Source organism: Streptomonospora halophila, from assembly GCF_039542725.1.
Taxonomy (GTDB): domain Bacteria; phylum Actinomycetota; class Actinomycetes; order Streptosporangiales; family Streptosporangiaceae; genus Streptomonospora; species Streptomonospora halophila.
The window spans coordinates 86,380-102,819 of record NZ_BAABIK010000022.1 but is presented as its reverse complement, the minus strand read 5'-3'; the positions used below and the strand labels follow the sequence as shown (position 1 = coordinate 102,819).

Genomic DNA, 16,440 nt, shown 5'->3' with positions numbered 1-16,440 from the left:
TTCTACCAACCGCCGGTGGCCCAGGCGGCTTGACAAACCCATAGAAGCACCCCCCGTTGCACGCGACTCCGTCCAGCACGGCGCCTCGGCCGAGGTGTGCCGCATTCCACGCAGGCGGGATCGCTGCGGCCCCGGTGCCGGCCGGAGGCCGCGGCGGCGCATCCCCGACCGGGAGTCGGTCCGCGCGTGAGCGTCCGCACCCCCACGATCGCCACACCGCCACATGAAAGCGGGGACAGCACATGACCGTCCGCAACGGGCACCTCCCGGGCGTCGAGCCCGGCGGCCTGCGCGACCTTGCCGCCGCGGTGTTCACCGCCGCCGGGATGAGCGGCGACGACGCGGCGGCGACGGCCCGCCACCTGGTCGAGGCCGACCTGCGCGGAGTCGACTCCCACGGGGTCAGCCGCACCGCGGTCTACGTCCACCGGCTCCGCCGCGGCCTGGTCACCGCCCGGCCGCGGCGCCGGGTGGTGACCGAGACACCGGTGAGCGCCCTGCTGGACGCCGGCAACGGCCCCGGGATCGTCGCCGCCGAGCACGCCATGCGCACCGCCGCGGACAAGGCCGCCGCGACGGGGGTGGGCATGGTCAGCGTGCGCAACTCCAACCACTGCGGGATGCTCGCGCACTACACCGCCGCGGCCGCCCGCGAGGGGCTCGTCGCCCTGGCGACCACCAGCGCGCCCGCCGCGATGGCCCCGTGGGGCGCCAAGGACCCCTACTTCGGCACCAACCCGGTCTCCTACGCCGTGCCCGCGCCCGAGGGCCGGCCCGACATCGTCTTCGACATGGCCACCAGCCACGTCGCCAAGGGCAAGATCATTCTGGCCGGCAAGAACGGGCAGGAGATCCCGCTGGGGTGGGCGCTGGACGGCGCGGGCCGGCCCACGACCGACCCGGCGGCGGCGCTCGCCGGCAGCGTGCTGCCGGTGGGCGGGCCCAAGGGGTCGGGCCTGGCGCTGCTGGTGGAGGTGCTGTCCGCGCTGTTCTCAGGCGCCCACCACGGCCCGCACATCCCCCCGCTCTACGACAACGACGAGCATCCCCAGGGTCTCGGCCACTTCTTCCTGGCGATGAGCCCGGCCGTGTTCCTGCCGCAGGAGGAGTTCGCCGCGCGGGTGGGCCGCCTGGCCGACGAGGTGGCGGCGCTGTCGGCGGCCGAAGGCCACGAGCGCGTGTACCTGCCCGGCGAGCCCGAAGCCGAGCGCGCCGCGCACCGCCGCACCCACGGCGTCCCTTTGTCGGCCGAGGTGCGCGCGGAACTGCGCGCGGTCGCGCAGGAGCTGGGCGTCGCCCCCGCGCTGACGGCGGTCCTGGACGGTGCCGCCCCCGCTTAGGTGCCACCATGGGCCCAAGGCGCCCAGCACGGGGCGCGGCAGAGCCGCCGGTAGGCGCAGCGAGGAGCTGTTCTCCGAGGACGGGGTCGCGGGCCGGGGGCCACCGACCGGGCGATGACCACATCCACAGGGCTCGACGACGCGAGCATCCGGCGCCCGCGTCGACGCGGGTCCCGTCGGCGGCCCGCGGATGCCCCACCGGCCCCGGCTCGCTGCGAGCAGCAGCCGGGCGCCCGGCTCGCGGTGCGCAAGGACGGGCTGATGCGGCGCGGCATCCTCGCCGACGACGCACAGCGGCGCCCCTCGGCGCCGCCGGCGCCCGCGGAGGCCGATCACCTGCCCACGCGCCTGGCGCGGAGGGACCGGCGGGCCGCGGCGGCGCTCCGGTGGCACGGGCTTCCCCGGCTCGGGGAGGCCCGCCGCGGCGGGACCGGAACGCGGCCGGTCCCGCTTGCGCCGAAGCCGCCCCGCCCCCGCCGCGGGCCGCTCGCACGCGGCGGGCGGGACGCCTCAGTCCCGCGGGCCGCCGCTCCCGGCGCCCGCGGGCGCCGGGCCGCTGTCGTCGCGGTGCTCGTGGCCCCAGGTCACCAGCGGCTCCAGGGCGTCCAGCAGGCCCCGGCCGCGCGGCGAGGGCCGGTAGAGGATCTGCACCGGGGTGGTGGGCACCACCTCGCGTTCGAGCAGGCCCAGCGACTCCAGCTCCTTCAGCCGCTGGGAGAGCATCCGGTCGGAGATGGCGCCGATGAACCTGCGGTACTCGCTGAAGCGCTGCGCCCCGCGCGCGCCGGCGAGCAGGATCACCCCCATCCAGCGGCGCCCGACGAGCTCCAGCACCTCCTGGAAGACGTCGCAGTCCTGGTCGTGGGCAATGTGGGAGGGCGCGGCGGCCGGGGCTCCGGCGCCGCCGTCTCCGGCAACTGCTGAGATAGTCACATACTCAAAATAAGTAGCTAACCTGAGTCTGGCAAGGGGGTCGGGCTCGGCGGCGCGGCCGTGCGCCGCGAACCCGCGGAGCGCCCGCATCGGCCGCATTCGGGTCGCTGACCGTGCACCCGCGCCACCCGCGGCCCCGGGACCCTGGGGCCCGCCGGGGTCGGCACCGCCCGTCGCGCGGGTGCGGAAACGCCGCCCGGACAGAGCGCCGCGGCCGCCGACCGGCCCCTGTTCAAGAAGGCGCGTGTGCCGGGCGTGACCGGCATGTCAAAGCCGCACATAAACGAGGCCTCCGGTAACGGGACAACGACCAAGCAGCCCGTATACGGAGACCTCGGTGGCCAGGGTACCGATCGGAGGACGCAAAGACCTCGGCGCCAAGCAGTGGCGCACCCTGCGCCCGCTGCTGCCCGCAGCAACGGGCGCGGCAGGCCGGCCAGATGGAGCCGCCGGCAACCGCCGGACGGAATCCGATGGCGCAGCCGCATCGGGCGCGCCCCCGGGGCGACGTTCCGAACGCTACGGCCACTGTCAGTCGATCTATGCGCTGCTGCGGCGCCGGCAGCGCGCCGGGAGAGCGCGGGCCGCCGCTCTCACGCGCCGGGCCGGAAGCGGTCCCGCTCCGCCGTCGCCTCGCGTTCCGCCGCGTCCGCGCCGTGCGAGAGCGCGCGCAGCGCCGGTGCCGCCAGCGCCGTGCCGAGCACGATCACGGTGCCCGCCGCCAGCGACGGCAGCCGCAGGTCGACGCGACCCAGCAGCCCGCCCAGAACGGCGCCCAGCGGTGCCGCGCCCTGCCCGACCGTCTGGATGCAGGACAGCGCGCGTCCCAGCAGGGCGCCCGGGACGACCAGTTGCCAGATCCCCGCCGCGACCACGTTGACCACGGCCGCGGCGAACGCGAGAGCGCACCACGCCAGCCCGGCGGTCACGGCGCCGGGGGAGAGCGCGAACGTCGCCGAGAGCGCTCCCAGCGCACCGAAGGCCAGCACGCAGGTGGCGAACCTCCCCAGGCGGCGGACCAGTCCGCCGGTGGAAGCGGCACCGAGCACGCCGCCCGCCGCCGCGGACGACAGGAAGAGGCCGTAGAAGGCCTCGGGGACACCGAAGCGGTCCTGGACCAGCAGGACGAGGACGACCGACTGGGCCGTCATCGCCGCGTTCACCAGCGCGAGCAGCAGCGCGACGCTGCGGAACCCGCGCCTGCCGAACACCGCGCCCAGTCCCGCTCCCAAATCGCCGGCGACCGAACGGAGGCCGGCGCCGGAGCGTGCGGGCACCTCCGGCTCTGCCGGGCGGCGCACCGCCGCCGGCAGGCCCAGCAGCACGAGCGCGCCGACCAGGTAGGCGCCCGCGTTGAGGGCCAGCGGCAGCGCCGCCGCGACGGCGAAGAGCAGTCCGGCCAGGGAGGCTCCGGCGAAATGCTCGGCGACGAGCTTGCCGCCCTGCAGCCGGCCGTTGGCCCGGTCCAGCGTCCCGGCGGGCACCACCTCCGGCAGCGCGGCCCGCCCCGAGAGGTCGTAGAACACCTCGCAGAGCATCGCGGCGAACATGACGGCGTACAGCCACCAGACGGTGGCCTGACCCGCGCCGACCAGGACGGCCAGCAGCGCGAGCGCGCAGCACCGCACCGTGTTGGCCGCGGCCATCAGCCGCACGCGGTCCACGCGGTCCACGACGACGCCCGCGAACAACCCGAACAGAAGCCACGGCAGGAACCGCGCGATCGCCAGCCCGGAGATCTGGAGCGGGTCGTCGGTCAGCGTCGCCGCCGCCAGCGGCAGCGCCGTGAGCATGACGCCGTCGGCGAGGTTGCTGGAGAGTGCGCCGGTCCAGAACCGGCGGAAGTCCCGCCCCAGAGCGACTGCGCCGCCTCCGCGGCCGCCCGGCGCGCCCCGCGCGGCGGGAGCTGCGCCGCCTTTCTGCGGGCGGGACCTTCTCCTGTTGAACACGACGAGCGCCGATTATCCGCCATCGGACTCCCCGACAACAAGAGCGCCGGTGCCGACGCCGGCGAGGCGGTCGAGGCCGGTGAAAGTCCGCTGTGCGGACCGGCGGAACCGCCGCACCCGGGGCTCGCGGGTGTCGATGCGGCCGAGCGCGAGGAGCCGACCGCGCCGCCGCGTCTCGTCGCGAGACGGCCGAGAGGGGCCGCCCCAGAGCGGGCCTGCGATGGTCGCGGTGCGCGATCGGCGGGGCTTACCCGGCGGACGGCGCGGGAGCCTCGGCGGCGTCCCGCGCCAGCGCCGCCAGCCACCCCGGCGCGTCCGGCTCCCGCAGTACGGCGCGGAGCGCTCCCCGGAGACGGCGGCGGTTGCGGCCCGAGCCGGCCGACGCCGCCTTCGGCGGGAGGGCCGCCAGGAGCGGTTCGCACTCCCGCCATGCCCCAGCCGCCGTGTACGCCCGCAGCAGGGACACCTGATGGTGGAGAGCCGCCCTGCCGTCCGGGTGCTGCGCGGCGGCGGCCGCCGCCGCGTGTTCGAGCTTCGGCAGGGCCGCGCCGGGGTTGTCCAGGGCGAGCAGCGCTTCGCCCTCGTGCCCGCTCAGCTCGCCGTCGTCGACCCACCACGTCCACGCCGGATCCCGGCTCGTGAGCGAGTCGCTCAGAGCCGAACGCGCACGGCCGAGCTCGGTCGCGGCGCCCCGGCCGTCGCCCATCCGGGCGAGTGCCCTTCCCCGGCGGATGCGTGCCAGCAGTGCTACGCGAGGCGGGATTCCGGACCGGCTCAGCAGTTCGTCCGCGATGCCGAGCGACTCCCCGGGGCGGCCGGCCTCCGCCTCCAGCAGCGCCAGGTTCGTCAGCGCGAAGTGCTCCATGGAGCGGTCGCCGGCGTGGCGCGCGAGGACGCGGGCCTCCAGCGTCGCCCTGCGTGCGTCGCCCTGCTCGCCGGCGTCGAACAGCAGCCACCCCGCGAGTTCGGCCGCCTCGGCCGCCGAGGCCAGGTGGTCCCGCCGGTACGGCTCGCGGACGGCGCCGGAGGCCAACCGGTGGTACGCACCGCGCCAGAGGCGCACGGCGGCGGGAGCGGTCGCCTCCCCTCCATGGCGGCTCTCCTGAGCGACGAGGCGGTCGACGGTCGCCCGCGTGTGCTCCATCTCGCGCACGTGGCGGGCGAGGCCTCGGGGGGACCGGCCGCGCTCGTGCGTCGCGCGGCGGACGGGGATGGCGAAGTCGTCGGCCATAAGGCGGGGCTCCCGGGGTGGCGGCCGTTGCCTCCCCAGAGTAGGCGGCCGGGTCACCGCCGCACCGGCGGCCTCCGCCGCGGAAGCAGCGGGACCACGGCCGGAGCCGTGCGGATCGCGCGGCGCCCCGAGCGCGGCCGCGCCGGAACGGCGGGGCACATCCTCGGAAAAAAGCTCGGCTGGGGTGTCGATCCGGCGGGCGGCCGTTCGACGCACAGGGTGAGGGGCGGGGAGAGTCCCCGCCGAACGAGAACCGGGGAGCAGACCATGCCGCGCTTTCTGTCGATCAGCCGCCACGACGAGCGGAACCGCCCCGCCGAGCCGCCCGCTCCCGAGCTGCAGCAGCGCATGGCCGAGCTGTACGAGGAGATCACCAAGGCGGGCGTCGTGCTGGACATGGCCGAGCTCGCGCCGACGTCCGAGGGGACCCGGGTCGCCTGGGTCGACGGGCGGGCCGAGTACACCGACGGCCCCTTCACCGAGAGCAAGGAGGTCGTCGGCGGCTACACCGTCATCCAGGCCAAGGACAAGGCCGAGGCCCTGGAGTGGACCCGGCGCTTCCTCGAGGTGCAGGGCCGGTACGAGCCCGGCACCACGGTCGAGGTCCGCGAGATCTCCGAGGGCTGAGCGCACGTGCTTGCCGCGCGCATCCGCCCCTGCTGAGATGGCGGCATGAGCACGGTGAGCACGGCCGAAGCGGTCGAGACGGTCTTCCGCATCGAGTCCGCGCGGATCATCGCCGGCGTCGCGCGCATCGTGCGCGACGTCGGCATCGCCGAGGAGATCGCGCAGGACGCCGTGGTCGCCGCGCTGGAGCAGTGGCCGGAATCGGGTGTCCCGGACAAGCCGGGCGCCTGGCTGACGGCCACCGCCAAGCACCGCGCCGTCGACCTGGTCCGCCGCAGGCAGACCTACGCCCGCAAGCTGGCCGAGGTCGGCCGGGCGCTGGAGGACCGCCCTCCCGCCGAGCCGCCCGACGCCGACGGCATCGACGACGACCTGCTGCGGCTGATCTTCACCGCCTGCCACCCCGTGCTCTCCGCCGAGGCGCGGGTCGCGCTCACCCTGCGGCTGCTGGGCGGGCTGACCACACGCGAGATCGCCCGCGCCTTCCTGGCCGCCGAGCCGACCGTCGCCCAGCGCATCGTGCGCGCCAAGCGCACACTGGCAGCGGCCGGGGTCCCCTTCGAGGTCCCCTGCCGCGCCGAGCGCGCCGAGCGGCTGGACTCGGTGCTGGAGGTGGTCTACCTCGTGTTCAACGAAGGCTACTCGGCGACGGCCGGAGACGACCTCGTGCGCCCGGGACTCTGCGAGGACGCGCTGCGCCTGGCCCGGGTGCTGGCCGGACTGGTGCCCGATGAGCCCGAGGTGCACGGGCTGGCGGCGCTCCTGGAGTTCCAGGCCTCCCGCACCGCGGCCCGCACCGCCCCCGACGGCGCGCCGGTGCTGCTGGCCGACCAGAACCGCGCCAAGTGGGACCGGCTGCTGATCAGCCGCGGCTTCGAGTCGCTGCGGCGCGCCGGGACGGGGTCCTACGCGCTCCAGGCCGCGATCGCCGCCTGCCACGCCGGCGCGGCGTCCTACGCGGACACCGACTGGGCGGCGATCGCCTCGCTCTACGGGCGGCTGCTGGAGGTGCGGCCCTCTCCGGTGGTCGCGCTGAACCGGGCGGTCGCGGTGTCCCGGGCCCGCGGTCCGGAGGCGGGCCTGGCCCTCGTGGAGGAGCTGGCCGACGTGCCCGCCCTGCGCGACTACCACCTGCTGCCCAGCGTCCGCGCGGACCTGCTGCACGCGTTGGGCCGGACGGAGGAGGCCGGCGCCGAGTTCGCGCGGGCGGCGTCGCTGACCGCCAACGAACGCGAGCGCGCCCTCCTGCTGGAGCGCGCAGCCCGAGCCGAAGCGGCCGGAGGCCCTCCGGCGGGGGAGCGGCCCGCGTGACCGGCGCCGCGGGGCGGGTGCTCCACGACGACACCGGCGCGGCGGTGGTGCTCGCGCGCCCCCCGCGGCGGGTCGTCTCGCTCGTGCCCTCGCTCACCGAGGCGCTCGCGGCCGGTGCGCCTGACGTGTTGGCGGGCGCGACGCAGTGGTGCACGCACCCGCCGGAGCTCGGGGTCGCGCGGGTGCGCGGCACGAAGAACCCGGACCGCCGCGCGATCGCGGCGCTGGAGCCCGGCCTGGTGGTGGCCAACAAGGAGGAGAACCGCGAGCTGGACGTGCGCCGGCTGCGTGCGGCCGGTATCCCGGTATGGGTGACCGTGGTCGAGTCCGTCCCCCAGGCGCTGGCCTCCCTTGAGCGGCTGTTCACCCTGGCCCTGGACCGCCCGGCGCCCGACTGGCTGCGCAGCGCGCAGGACCTCTGGGACGGACCGCCGCCGCGTCCGCACGCCCGGGTCGCGGTGCCGGTCTGGCGCGACCCGTGGATGGCGGTGGGCTCGGCGACCTTCGCCGGCGACCTGCTCGCCCGCCTCGGCCTGGAGAACGTCCTCGCCCGCGACCCCGGCCGCTACCCCCGCGTCGACCCCGCCGAGCTGGACCGCGCCGGCCTCGACCTCGTGGTCCTGCCCGACGAGCCCTACCCCTTCACCGCCTCCGACGGCCCCGACGCCTTTCCAACGACGCCCGCCGCCCTCGTCGAAGGCCGCCTGCTCACCTGGTACGGCCCGTCCCTCGTCACCGCCCGCACCGCGCTGCCGGGCCGCCTGCGCACCCCGCGATAGCCGTACCTCCCGGGCTCCGCGCCCCGCTCAGCAGGTCGAGTGGAAGAGCCCGCCGACCGGCACGGTCGCGGCGAGGCGGTTGTAGATGCGGACGGCCTCGGTGGTCTCGGCGGTGTGCATCTCGACCGAGCGCGAGCGCAGCAGGTCGAGGGTGCGCGGGTCGACCTCCAGGCGGCCGTGCATGCCGCGCGAGAGGACCACCGCCGCGGCGCCGCGGTCCAGGAGCTCCTCGACGTCGGCGGGCTGGATGCCCGGGTGGTGGGCGGTGCCGGTCTCGTTCCAGTCCCAGGCGCGGCCGCCGCCGGGGTAGAGCTTGAAGTCCTTGCCCACGGTCGTCGGCGAGGGGCCGCCGCGGCCCTCCGCCGAGCCGGCGCGGGCGACCTCCATGCGGCCCCACGACAGCGACAGCACCCGCGGCGAAGCGGTCGGTGTATCCGCCATCTGCACTCACTCCCTCCGTCCGCTCGGCTCCCGGAACCCCGCCGCCGTCGGTGTCCGGCGATTCCGCGCCGCCGCCTGCGGGGCGCCCGCGGATCCGGCGGATTATGTTCGCGGAAGTCGACCTATGCGCGGGAGCGGACCCGTACAGTTTCCCTCAGACAAGGCTGACGCGCCGTCGAGTCCGGCTGTTCCCCGCCCCCCGACAGTGAAAGAGCAGAATTCCGATGAGCGATGCCCTCAGGTTTCCCCCGACAGATCTGGACATGTCGAAGCCGACCATCGCCCGGGCCTACGACGCCCTGCTGGGCGGCAAGGACAACTTCGCCCCCGACCGCGAGCTCGCCGCCGCGGTGGAGGAGCTCAACCCCGGCATGACCGTACTCGCGATCGAGAACCGCGGGTTCCTCTCGCGCGGTGTCGAGTACGCGGCCGGCGAACTGGGCATCGGCCAGTTCCTCGACCTCGGCTCCGGGCTGCCCACCGTCGAGAACACCCACCAGGTCGCCCAGCGCAACTCTCCGGAGAACCGCGTCGTCTACGTCGACATCGACCCGATGGTGCTCGCCCACGCGCGCGCGCTGATGGTGGAGAACGAGACGACCACGGTGATCACCGCCGACCTGCGCGACGTCGACCAGGTCCTCGGCGACCCGGGCGCGCGCCGCCTCCTCAACTTCGACGAGCCGGTGTGCCTGATGCTGGTGTCGCTGCTGCACTGCATCCCCGACGAGGACGACCCCTTCGACCTCGTGCGGCGCTACCTGGAGCCCTTCCCGTCGGGATCGGCGCTGGTGTACTCGCACCTGTGCTCCGACATCGCCGAGCACGGCCGGCTCTTCACCGAGCGAGTCCACGCCTCGGGGGCGCCGTGGGGCCGGGTGCGCAGCCCCCGGGAGTGCGAGGCCGCGGTCGCCGGCCTGGAGCTCGTCTCGCCGTCCGTGGACGGTGCGGAGCCGGCGCGCCTGGTCGACTGCGACACCTGGCGCAAGCCGGGCACCGCCCCGGTCGACATCCCCGGCGAGGACAAGCGCATCTGGGAGCACGCCGGGGTCGCGATCAAGCCCTGAGGGCGAAGCACCCACGACGAAGGCCGGGCGCCGCGGCCGGTTCCGCCGCAGCGCCCGGGCGCCGGCCGGCCCTCCCGGCGGACGCGGGCGGCGCACCCGCGTGCGCCGCCCGCGGCGGACGAGCCCGTCATGTGCGCACTAGTGCCCGCCTCTGCCGTGGCCGGGCCGACCCGGCCACCACCGCTTCTCGTCCTTGAGCGTGTCGTACACCGCGAAGAAGGACTTCTTGCGGGTGAAGTCCTCGGTCATGACCGTGGCCGCGCCCTGGCCCTCGAAGAACACCGGCACCCAGGAGTACTTGTCGGTGAAGCCCCAGATCGTGAAGGAGTCGCAGCCCTCCACGTCCAGGCAGGCCGACAGTGCCTGCCGGTAGTAGTCGGCCTGGGTGTCCAGCTGCTCCGCGGTGGGCTCGCCGCTCTCCGGCAGGGTCATGCGCACGTCGATCTCGGTGATGGCGGTGCCCAGGCCCAGCTCGTCGAAGCGGCGCAGGTTCTCCTCCAGGCCGCCGGGGAACGGGTAGTCGAGGCTGAGGTGCGCTTGGGCGGAGAAGCCGTGCAGCGGGACTCCGTCGGCGAGCAGCTCTCGGGACAGCTCGTAGTAGGCGTCGCTCTTGGCGTTGACGCTCTCGACGCCGTAGTCGTTGAGGTACAGCTCGGCGTGCGGGTCGGCGCGGTGCGCCCAGCGGAACGCGTCGGCGATGACACCCGGGCCCAGCTCGCGCAGCCAGATGTTCTCCTCGGTCCGCAGGTTGCCCTCGGAGTCGAAGATCTCGTTGGCGACGTCCCACTGCTGGATGCGGCCCCTGTAGCGGCCGACGACGGTGGTGATGTGGTCGCGCAGGATGGACCGCAGCTCGGCGTCGGAGAAGTCGCCCTCCTCCAGCCACGCGGGGTTCTGGCTGTGCCAGAGCAGGGTGTGGCCGCGCACGACCTGGCCGTGGCGCCCGGCGAAGCGGACGATGCGGTCCGCCATCTCGAAGTCGTACTCGTCGCGCTCGGGGTGGATGTACTCCCACTTCATCTGGTTCTCGGGCGAGACCGAGTCGAACTGGCGCGCCAGCGTCCTGCGGTAGCGGCGGTCCGAGGTGAAGGGGTCCGGGTAGTCCTGTTCGAGGTGGTGGCCGCCTCCGGCGACCGCGGTACCGATGTGGAACCCGTGGGGTGCGGCCCAGCGCAGCCGCTCGGCCTTGCCGTGGGAGTGGTGGGGAGGCCAGTGGCGCTCGGCGGTGTCGGCGGAGGCCGCGGGGACGGCCGCCGGAACGGTCAGGGCGGCCGCGGCCAGGGCGGTGATGGCGAAGCGGATGGGTCTCATCTGGGGGATCTCCCATTCGGTCTGCCGCTTGCTACTTTTCCGGAAAATTCCGATTTGCGGCGTCGATGGACAGTAAGCGCTCCTGGCCAGGGCGTCAATCCCCCGGGTCGGGCGCCCCGCCGCCTCCTCCGCCCGCGCGGTCGGGCCTCCCGCCCGCGCGCCGCCGCCCGCGACGTCCGTACTCTGGGTAGGTACGAAGGAGGAGCAGTGGCCGATACCCCGACCCCAGCCGTGACGATCTCCGCCATCGCCGAGGAGGCCGGCGTCTCCGCGCCGACCGTCTCGCGCGTCCTCAACGGCAGGGGCGACGTAGCGCCCGCCACCCGCGAGCGCATCGAATCCTTGCTGCGTGCCCGCGGCTACCGCCGCCGGGGCAGCCGCGGGGGTGAGATGGTCGGGCTGCTGGACCTGGTCTTCAACGACCTGGACAGCCCGTGGGCGGTCGAGATCATTCGCGGTGTCGAGGACGCCGCCCACGCGGTGGGCAGCGGCATCGTCGTCTCGGCGATCCACCGCCGCGCCAGCTCCACCCGCCAGTGGCTGCAGAACGTCCGCTCGCGCACCAGCGACGGCGCCATCCTCGTCACCACCGACCTGGACTCCTCGCTGCGCGCGGAGCTGGAGGACCTGCACATGCCGTCGGTGGTCATCGACCCGGTGGGCGTGCCCGATCTCGCGGTGCCCACGATCGGCGCCACCAACTGGGCGGGCGGCCTCAGCGCCACCGACTACCTGATCAGCCTGGGGCACCGGCGCATCGCGTTCGTGGCCGGCCGGCCCGAGCTGTGGTGCAGCCGCGCCCGCCTCGACGGCTACCGGGCGGGGCTGGAGACCGCCGGGCTGGACGTCGACGACGACCTGGTCGTGCCGGGCGAGTTCGACTACGAGTCGGGGTTCCGCGCAGGCGAGCACCTGTTCGGCCTGGCCGAGCCCCCGACCGCGGTGTTCTCCGCCAGCGACCAGATGACGCTCGGGGTCTACGAGGCGCTGCGCCGGCGCGGCCTGCGCGTGCCCGCCGACGTCAGCGTGATCGGCTTCGACGACCTCCCCGAGGCGCGCTGGGCCTCGCCTCCGCTGACCACGGTGCGCCAGCCGCTGGCCGAGATGGGCCGGCTCGCCGTGCGCACGGTGCACCGGCTGGTGAGCGGCGAGTCCATCGAGAGCCCGCGTGTGGAGCTGGCCACCGAGCTCGTCGTGCGCGACAGCACCGCCGCCGTGCCGGGCGCGCCGGCGGAGTGAGGAGAGGAGGGGAGAGAGGAGCGGATCTTCATCCGCGACCGGCTGCGGCGGTTCGGGCCGTGGGGCGTTGACATCCCGCACTCCGCTCTTTATGTTGCGGTTATCTTCCGGAAAATTCCGGAACACAACGCTCGAGGAGTCTCGCGTGAGTGACGGAACATCCCCCAAGCGGGGCCGCGTCGTCGCGACCCTGCTGACGATCGGCCTCACCGTCTTCGCCGCCGCCGCGCCGGCGCACGCGGTGCCACAGGACTATCGCTATCACCCCGCCGCGCGCACCGAGGGCACCGCCACGCCGGAGGTCGTCACCCAGACGGGGGTGCCCGGCCAGTCGGTCGCCCTCACCTTCGACGACGGCCCCAACCCGGGCGAGACGCCTCAACTGCTCGACGTGCTGCGCCGGCACGACGTCAAGGCCGTGTTCTGCCTGTGGGGCGAACACGTGCAGCAGCACCCCGGCCTCGTCCGGCAGATCGCCGATGAAGGCCACACGCTGTGCAACCACTCGATGCGCCACGCCGACCTGAGCTCCTGGTCCAGGAGCCGCATCGCCGCCGACCTCGAGGCGACGAACCAGGCGATCCACGACGCCGTGCCCTCGGCCGACATCCCCTATTTCCGCGCGCCCTACGGTTCCTGGGGCCAGAGCCCGCAGGTGGCGGCGGACATGGGGATGCAGCCGCTGGGCTGGAGCCTGGCCGTCGAGGACTGGAACCCGCCCGGCGCCGACGTGCTGGCGGAGCGGCTGCGGCGGGGCATCACGTCCCAGTCGGTCGTGCTCCTGCACGACGGCGGCGGCGACCGCAGCCAGACGGTCGAGGCCGTCGACCGCGTCGTCCCAGACCTGCAGTCCCAGGGCTGGCGGTTCGTCCTCCCGGCGAACCGGGGATAGCCCCGTGCGCCGGCAGGACACTCCGGCGCGCCTCCGAGCCCGGCGCATCGGCGCCGTCGCGGCGGGCGCGCTGCTGCTGATCGGTGCCGGGGCCGCGGCCGTCGGCGCCGAGCCCCGGCACCACCCCGGCGGCCACCGCGGCTGGGTGGGCACCTGGGCGGCCGTGCCCACCGCGACCCCCGAGTCGGCCACGCCTGTCCTGGAGGACGAGACCGTCCGCCAGGTCGTGCACACCAGCGTCGGCGGCGACCGGCTCCGGCTGCGGCTGACCAACGAGTTCGGCGAGACGCCGCTGCGCATCGGCGAGGTGCGCGTGGCGCTGCGCGCCGGTTCGTCGGGCACCGACACCGACCCCGGAACCGACCGCGCGGTCACCTTCGGCGGCCGCACGTCGGTGTCGGTACCGGCGGGCGCGCCGCTGCTGAGCGACCCGGTGAAGCTCCGCCTTGCTCCGCGCTCGGACCTGGTGGTCAGCATCCACCTGCCCGAGCGCACGCCGGTGACCACCCTGCACGGGTTCTCGTTCCAGGAGAACGAGGTCGCCGCGGGCAACGTGACCGCGAAGCCCTCGATCACGCCGACCGGGACCATGACGCAGTGGCACTTCCTCTCCGGTGTCAGCGTGCGCGCCCGCGGGCACACGGATGCGGTGGTCGCGCTCGGCGACTCCATCACCGACGGCTCCGAGACCACCGTCGGCGCGAACAACCGCTGGCCCGACCTGCTCGCCGAGCGGCTGGGCGGGCGCACGGGAATGCTGAACTCGGGCATCGCGGGCAACCGGCTGCTGCACGACCCCAACCCGCCCGAGGGCAGCGAAGCCGAGGGCTACGCGGCGTTCTTCGGGCAGAGCGCCCTGCGTCGTTTCGACCGCGACGTGCTGGCGCACCCGGGGGTCGGGCACGTGATCGTCCTGCTCGGCGTGAACGACCTGGGCCATCCGGGAACCGCGGCGCCGATGTCGGAGACCGTCACAGCCGAGGAGATCATCGGCGCGCACCGGCAGATCGTCGCCCGGTCCCACGCTGCCGGGCTGAAGGTCTACGGCGGCACGATCCTGCCGTTCAAGGGCGACACGCTCGGCTTCCACAGCGAGGAGAACGAGGCCAAGCGGCAGGCCGTCAACGAGTGGATCCGCACGAGCGGGGAGTACGACGCGGTCATCGACTTCGCGAAGGCGATGCGCGACCCGGACGACCCACTGCGGCTGAACCCCGACTACGACAGCGGCGACCATCTGCACCCCAACGACGCGGGCATGGCAGCCATGGCCGACGCCGTGCCTTCCGGGCTGCTGCGCCCGGGCCGGGCGCGGTAGGCGAGGCCCTCCGCCCCGGCCGTACACGGAGCGGCCGGGGCGGAGGCGGGTCCCGCGCGGGCGCGTGGCGGGGTGCCGTGGTGCGCCCTCCAGCGCCGCGCGTTCGTGTTGCCCACGACGGCGTGACCAGCGTCGACCCCGGGCCGGGCCGGGAGCACCGTGTTCACTGGTGTGCCGGTGCAGTGAGGGGGGCGGGGCGGCCCCCGCGCCGCAGCCGTCGGAGGCGCCCCGGGAACCCCGAAACCCCCGGGCGGCGGACGCATCTCGCTCTGGCGCGGGAGGCGGCGGCCGTCCCGACCTGGTTGCGTTGACACCGACGTTTCGGGAGAGAGCAGCCAGGGAGGGCAGCCGTGGGCAACGACGGGTCGCGGATCGCGGCGAGAGGCGGAGCTTTCCAAACCGGGAGTGCGAGGCGGGGCGTCCGGGTCCTGGGCGGTACGGCAGCGGCTTCCGCGGGGCTGCTCGCCGCCGCGCACCTCGTCATCGCCGGCGCCGGCGACGACGCAGCCGCTGTGAGCGGAGGGTCGGCGGGCTCGGGTGCGCTCGCCTGGGTCCTCCTGCCCCCGCTGGTCGTGGTCGGCTCCGCGCTGGCGACGCTCGCGCTGGCGTTCGAGAGGACGGCGCTCCCGCGAGGTCTGCTGCTCGGCCTGGTGTGGGCCCACACGGCGCTGATGGGGGTGCTCGTCGCGCTGAGCCTGGTGGGTTTTGTGACCGGGGTTCCGGTGACGCCGTCCTCGGTGTTCGGCGGACCGTTCGCCTATGCGCTGGTCTCGCTGGCGGCCTACGCGGCCTTCCTTGTCCGCTTGCTTCCCCACGGCACGGCCCGCCTCCGCTGACGCGCCCGCTGATGCGCCCTGAGCCGGGTCGCCAGCCGGTGCCGCCCGCCGGTCGCGCGGGCGGTGGGGTGGTGAGGGAAGCGGGTGGTGCAGCCTGCGTTGATCGGTTCGGGTGCTCGCCGGTGGCCCATCCGGCGGGGCATCGAGGGCGGCGTGGGGTTGAGCGCGAGCCGATCGGTTCGGGTGCTCGCCGGTTGCGGGAGCGGCGGGGCAGCGAGGGCGGTGGGTGGTGGGGGTTGCGGTCACCGTGCTTGTGGTCTTCGGGTTGCGCGGGCGGCGGGCGGCGAAGGGAGCGTGGGGCTGAGCGGGAGCCCATCGGTTCGGGTGCTCGCCGGTTGCGGGAGCGGCGGAGCAGTGAGGGCGGTGGGTGGTGGGGCACTTGCCCATCGGACCCGGTGCCCGCCGGTGGCCCATCCGGCGGGGCAGCGAGGGCGGCGGATGGTCCGGGAATGCGGGTACGTGTGCCACCGTTCCGCTCAGGTTTTCTGTAAGAACCTCGCATTCTGGGCATATTGGATTTCGATTCCAACCGGCAACGGTATGTGTGTAGCGCGATCGGCAGTCCGGCATCCCTGGCTCATAGGATTTCCATGATGCGAAAAATATCGGGTCGATTTGCCTGGTTTGTACCTTTAGGTCACAGCGAGCTGCGTCCATGTGGCGGCGAGAGTGCCGAAACCAGCGCCCAAAGGCCCTTGAGAGGTGCATCAGGCGGGTTTCGTCGCCGCCGAGGCCGCTGTGAGCCACCTTGTCGGGGCGCAATCCGGACATTAGTACACCAATCACCTCGCATTGAGCGGTGCAGTGGCGTGCCAGAGCGGCTTCGCATGCATTAGGGCGGTCTCGTCGGCCTCTTGAGCCGGATTCCAGGACGGAATGCCCGGTTTGTCGACGATGCGCATTCTCCTGACTCGCCGATCGCCCGCGTGGAGTTAAATTAAATCGGGCATTTCTCTTTTCGGTCTGAAATGCACATACTAAAGTCCGTGCCGAAGGATTTTCCGCCGGGCCTTCGTGTATTCGGCCATGGACCGCAGCGCGCCATCGGGCGTCGTTGCTGCCTCGTTGCTTGGGTCACCGGCGGGCACCGGTTCCGATGGGCTCGGGCGTAACCATCCGGGGTCCTCGCTGCCCTCGTCGGGCGCGAATCCGGCGGGCACCGGGTC

General features: G+C 74.2%; 15 protein-coding genes. 9 read left to right on the top strand and 6 right to left on the bottom strand.

Features of this window, described 5'->3' with window-relative positions; genetic code table 11:
- The first annotated feature begins 242 nt into the window (after nt 1–242).
- On the top strand, nt 243–1,340 hold the full coding sequence (locus ABEA15_RS18420; protein ID WP_344144165.1) for an Ldh family oxidoreductase: 1,098 nt from the start codon (nt 243–245) through the stop codon (nt 1,338–1,340).
- Nucleotides 1,341–1,850: 510 nt separating this feature from the next.
- On the opposite strand, the gene ABEA15_RS18415 is transcribed toward ABEA15_RS18420, so the two are convergent.
- From ABEA15_RS18415 to ABEA15_RS18405, 3 genes are all read right to left on the bottom strand, one after another.
- Nucleotides 1,851–2,273, bottom strand: a complete 423-nt coding sequence (locus tag ABEA15_RS18415; RefSeq protein WP_344144167.1) for a winged helix-turn-helix transcriptional regulator — start codon at nt 2,271–2,273, stop codon at nt 1,851–1,853.
- A 593-nt stretch (nt 2,274–2,866) separates the two neighbouring features.
- The gene (locus ABEA15_RS18410) at nt 2,867–4,222 is read right to left on the bottom strand and encodes an MFS transporter (RefSeq protein WP_345557839.1); all 1,356 of its coding nucleotides are present in this window, start codon (nt 4,220–4,222) and stop codon (nt 2,867–2,869) included.
- Between the two features lie 247 nt (nt 4,223–4,469).
- Nucleotides 4,470–5,669: an NsdA family TPR-like regulatory protein gene (locus ABEA15_RS18405; RefSeq protein WP_486387886.1), complete on the bottom strand. Its 1,200-nt coding sequence runs from the start codon at nt 5,667–5,669 to the stop codon at nt 4,470–4,472.
- A 51-nt stretch (nt 5,670–5,720) separates the two neighbouring features.
- Between ABEA15_RS18405 and ABEA15_RS18400 the strand changes: the two genes are divergently transcribed.
- From ABEA15_RS18400 to ABEA15_RS18390, 3 genes are read left to right on the top strand one after another with little or no spacing between them, the layout of a single operon-like run.
- Entirely contained in the window at nt 5,721–6,080 is a 360-nt protein-coding gene (locus tag ABEA15_RS18400; RefSeq protein WP_345557835.1) for a YciI family protein, read from the top strand.
- Between the two features lie 45 nt (nt 6,081–6,125).
- Nucleotides 6,126–7,391 carry an RNA polymerase sigma factor gene (locus ABEA15_RS18395; protein WP_345557833.1) on the top strand — a complete coding sequence of 422 codons (1,266 nt, stop codon included), beginning with the start codon at nt 6,126–6,128 and terminating at the stop codon, nt 7,389–7,391.
- The gene (locus ABEA15_RS18390) at nt 7,388–8,170 is read left to right on the top strand and encodes a helical backbone metal receptor (RefSeq protein ID WP_345557831.1); all 783 of its coding nucleotides are present in this window, start codon (nt 7,388–7,390) and stop codon (nt 8,168–8,170) included. The genes ABEA15_RS18395 and ABEA15_RS18390 overlap by 4 nt, the downstream gene beginning before the upstream one ends.
- A 27-nt stretch (nt 8,171–8,197) precedes the next feature.
- Here ABEA15_RS18390 and ABEA15_RS18385 read toward each other — a convergent pair whose 3' ends face one another.
- Nucleotides 8,198–8,611 (bottom strand): Mth938-like domain-containing protein, encoded by a 414-nt coding sequence (locus tag ABEA15_RS18385; protein ID WP_345557829.1) that lies wholly within the window; start codon nt 8,609–8,611, stop codon nt 8,198–8,200.
- Nucleotides 8,612–8,835: 224 nt separating this feature from the next.
- On the opposite strand from ABEA15_RS18385, the gene ABEA15_RS18380 reads away from it, so the two are divergent.
- Nucleotides 8,836–9,678: an SAM-dependent methyltransferase gene (locus ABEA15_RS18380; RefSeq protein WP_344144183.1), complete on the top strand. Its 843-nt coding sequence runs from the start codon at nt 8,836–8,838 to the stop codon at nt 9,676–9,678.
- Between the two features lie 138 nt (nt 9,679–9,816).
- On the opposite strand, the gene ABEA15_RS18375 is transcribed toward ABEA15_RS18380, so the two are convergent.
- Nucleotides 9,817–10,989 (bottom strand): endo-1,4-beta-xylanase, encoded by a 1,173-nt coding sequence (locus ABEA15_RS18375; protein ID WP_344144185.1) that lies wholly within the window; start codon nt 10,987–10,989, stop codon nt 9,817–9,819.
- A gap of 207 nt (nt 10,990–11,196) precedes the next feature.
- On the opposite strand from ABEA15_RS18375, the gene ABEA15_RS18370 reads away from it, so the two are divergent.
- The 4 genes from ABEA15_RS18370 (at nt 11,197) to ABEA15_RS18355 (ending at nt 15,274) form a co-directional block, all read left to right on the top strand.
- The gene (locus ABEA15_RS18370) at nt 11,197–12,228 is read left to right on the top strand and encodes a LacI family DNA-binding transcriptional regulator (protein WP_344144188.1); all 1,032 of its coding nucleotides are present in this window, start codon (nt 11,197–11,199) and stop codon (nt 12,226–12,228) included.
- A 145-nt stretch (nt 12,229–12,373) separates the two neighbouring features.
- Nucleotides 12,374–13,120: a polysaccharide deacetylase family protein gene (locus ABEA15_RS18365; RefSeq protein ID WP_345557826.1), complete on the top strand. Its 747-nt coding sequence runs from the start codon at nt 12,374–12,376 to the stop codon at nt 13,118–13,120.
- A 4-nt stretch (nt 13,121–13,124) separates the two neighbouring features.
- A complete protein-coding gene (locus ABEA15_RS18360) occupies nt 13,125–14,438 on the top strand; it encodes an SGNH/GDSL hydrolase family protein (RefSeq protein WP_345557824.1) in 1,314 nt (437 codons plus the stop codon).
- A 350-nt stretch (nt 14,439–14,788) separates the two neighbouring features.
- Nucleotides 14,789–15,274: a hypothetical protein gene (locus tag ABEA15_RS18355; RefSeq protein WP_345557822.1), complete on the top strand. Its 486-nt coding sequence runs from the start codon at nt 14,789–14,791 to the stop codon at nt 15,272–15,274.
- A 977-nt stretch (nt 15,275–16,251) separates the two neighbouring features.
- On the opposite strand, the gene ABEA15_RS18350 is transcribed toward ABEA15_RS18355, so the two are convergent.
- On the bottom strand, nt 16,252–16,440 hold a 189-nt coding region (locus ABEA15_RS18350; protein ID WP_345557820.1), incomplete at its 5' end, for a hypothetical protein.